3 protein-coding genes, 3 tRNA genes and 1 pseudogene are annotated in these 3,071 nt (G+C 31.0%); all 7 read right to left on the reverse strand.

Translation table 11 applies throughout. The features are described 5' to 3' along the window. Positions 1-615, reverse strand: a pseudogene (locus B5G32_RS13325) (hypothetical protein); the annotation flags it as partial. Between the two features lie 146 nt (positions 616-761). Then, complete coding sequence (locus B5G32_RS13330; protein ID WP_087305413.1) at positions 762-1,259, reverse strand: hypothetical protein; 498 nt, start codon at positions 1,257-1,259, stop codon at positions 762-764. Between the two features lie 14 nt (positions 1,260-1,273). Then, positions 1,274-1,654, reverse strand: a complete 381-nt coding sequence (locus tag B5G32_RS13335) for a type II toxin-antitoxin system PemK/MazF family toxin (protein ID WP_087936943.1) — start codon at positions 1,652-1,654, stop codon at positions 1,274-1,276. Between the two features lie 264 nt (positions 1,655-1,918). After that, the gene (locus B5G32_RS13340; RefSeq protein ID WP_087305409.1) at positions 1,919-2,395 is read right to left on the reverse strand and encodes a hypothetical protein; all 477 of its coding nucleotides are present in this window, start codon (positions 2,393-2,395) and stop codon (positions 1,919-1,921) included. Positions 2,396-2,601: 206 nt separating this feature from the next. After that, positions 2,602-2,677 (reverse strand) — tRNA-Ala (locus B5G32_RS13345). A 16-nt stretch (positions 2,678-2,693) separates the two neighbouring features. Continuing rightward, positions 2,694-2,770, reverse strand: a tRNA-Ile gene (locus B5G32_RS13350). A 24-nt stretch (positions 2,771-2,794) separates the two neighbouring features. Then, positions 2,795-2,871: transfer RNA gene (locus B5G32_RS13355), tRNA-Ile, on the reverse strand. Between the last annotated feature and the right edge of the window lie 200 nt (positions 2,872-3,071).

A 3,071-nucleotide genomic window follows, 5' to 3' on the forward strand; every position in this document is an offset into this window, starting at 1 on the left:
ATTATCTTTCGCATGTCCATACTCCGCTAATGTCAGTGACCCTGCAACAGTATTCATATTAGAAGAATCATAGGAAACATAGATACCATCTTTGTTTTGCATGGTCACCCAGGACCTGATAAACAAATCCATCTGGCAAACCGTCAAAGACCCTAACAGTTTTCCAATAGTACTATCAGTAAAGTTAGCTTTATTAAACAAAGAATGACCATAGCCATAATCATCAAAATACTGCATGACATTATTTTCGGACATGATCATATAAGTCGCGATGTCAAGGATCTTATCTGCTTTATCATGAAAAACAGTTTCAAGAAGAGAATATAAGGATAATTGATTAGAAATTTTATCTACAACCAGATGTGGGCCAATGGAAATAAAATCAGCTCTATCCCCAAGTTCATCCAAACCGTTAGAATCAGGAAACAGCTCAAAGTATTTCTTATTGGGAATCAGCATACCATTTTCATCAAGCTTGCCAATAGAAACACGTGATGGAACAGAACGTTTTAATCGAGGCGAATACTTGACACATTGAGTCAGGTAAACATATTGATAACCATTATTCTTGACAATAACAGTTCTATCAGGTCTAGGTACAGGATTATATTTCATATGACATTCCCCCAAATAATAGATGTATATTTATACATCTATTATAACATATACTGTCTAATAAAAAAAGAGAAAAACATCGAAATAATCAATATTTTTCCAATTTCTGTATTATAGATGTATAATTCTAGTAGAAGTTAACGTTCTCAAATCAAAAATCCTAAAATAAATCCCATAAAATCTATGTATGTTACCAACATAATATATATAGCAAAAATGATCTCAACTACAAATGAGATCATTATTCCAGTACCAAAAACCCTATAAACAAAATTTTTATGAAAAATCATATTCCACAAATTGTAAAAAATTTGTTTGGATTTATACAATATATTTTTTATTTTCTGAAATTCCTTTATTGTTGAACCTTCCCAAAAAGATATTTTACATTCACCTGTTCTGCATACTCTAAAAAAAATTTTAACAACAAAATACATGAGTAGCAAGTGGATATATAACCCTATAGAAGAACTCGGTTTTAATTCATTAACTAAAGTTTCATTAAAGTATTCATTATCACACAATACACCTAATCCTATCAAACAAGCATAAAACACAAAAATAAATATTGGGAAAGTAAAAACAGTTTTCAATATTTTTAACAAGCTTACATTATCTAAAACTCTATAAACCATATCTTTCATAACATTTATCACTTTTATATCCCTACCATACTCAAAATAATGCCTCTATCAATTATTTTCATAAACTTTTCATCAACACATCCAATATAATTATCTAATCTTTTTTTATCAATCGTCCTGATTTGTTCAAGCATCACAAAACTTCTCTTTGGTAAACATTCTATATCTAGATCAACGTGATAAAAAGATTTCTTCTTTCTTTTTTGATCACTAGAACTGATTGGAGCAATTATAACAGTTGGAGAATAAACATTTCCTTTGTCATTTTGAATAATCAATACTGGTCTTATTCCACCCTGTTCTGAACCCATAGTAGGAGATAAATTTGCAAAATATATTTCACCTCTTTTCATCACCTTCTTTCTTCGTGGTATTTCTACCACCAATTGTCCCATTATATGTACTCTATAAAATAAGTAAAGAAAGGACTCTTTCTGCCCTTTCTTCATATATATACACTTCAATAATCAAATATTTTTTTATATCACCCAACTTTCCTCATAAAGTTAGAAATATGCTAAAGTCTTTTGACTCATGCTCCTATCATCATCACGTCACGGCATCCTGTATAGATGCTAGCTACTCGATTTTCATCTCTGTTTGACAGTTCATTTACTAGCATATTTTATTTGATTATCAAAGTTCTTTTCTCATTTCATTTATTTTTGTTCAGGTTTTCTTTCCTGATTATTCACTTGATGTTCATTGTTTTTCATCATGTTCAAAATTCTTTGAGCTTCATTGTTATCTACTGTTCTTACTTTTTCAGCTCTATATGTCTGCATCAACTGGCTAAAATTACCACCACCAGAAATATAATGTCCAATAAGCACCTGATCAAAATCAATAAATGCTTTTTCTAGTGGATTGTTTTCAACTTTATGTGCTAATGTATCTAAAATTCCTTTATTCGTTCCTTCATAAGTAACATTAACCGTAATCTGCTTTCCATTAAAACTATTGATACATTTCACTGAAAATACATTATATTCAATACTTTGTCCTTCTACATTTGCAGTTTTTCGTGAAATCGTATAACCGTTAAATTCCATCAATCCTAAACGATCACTTAATTTATTTACTTCAAAATCTGTCAATGCTAATACTTTTTGAATTCCATTTACAATTTTCATCATTATTATTTACCTTTTTAACCTTTCTCTATTTCATTTATTACCCTTTTCAAAATCTTATAATTTGATATTCATATTGTCCCAACTTTTACTCCTTTCCCTGACAATACGGTTAATTTCATATCCTGTAGATAAAAAATATTATATAAACAAAAAACCTGCATCAGATGTTTTTACAAAAACATCCAATACAGGTTATATATCCTATATGGTGGAGCTTAGCGGGATCGAACCGCTGACCTCCTGCGTGCAAAGCAGGCGCTCTCCCAGCTGAGCTAAAGCCCCATTATACAATTATACATGGTGGGCCTGAATGGACTTGAACCATCGACCTCACCCTTATCAGGGGTGCGCTCTAACCAGCTGAGCTACAGGCCCATGTATATATATAACAGTTATTAATGGTGGGCCTGAATGGACTTGAACCATCGACCTCACCCTTATCAGGGGTGCGCTCTAACCAGCTGAGCTACAGGCCCATTAACGACTGCCCTAATATATTAGCATAGGCTTCTTTTTTCGTCAATACTTTTTTTATTTTTTAAGATATATTTTTATAATGGTTAATTGTAAAAGTAAATTCTACTTTAAAAAATAAAGTGGAATTTAGTCTTACGAATTTTCTTGTTATATGTTATTGATTATTTGTTCCTCATTTTCTGGATTAATGATATGAATG

The organism is Massilimicrobiota sp. An80, from assembly GCF_002159255.1.
Classification (GTDB): domain Bacteria; phylum Bacillota_I; class Bacilli_A; order Erysipelotrichales; family Coprobacillaceae; genus Allocoprobacillus; species Allocoprobacillus merdigallinarum.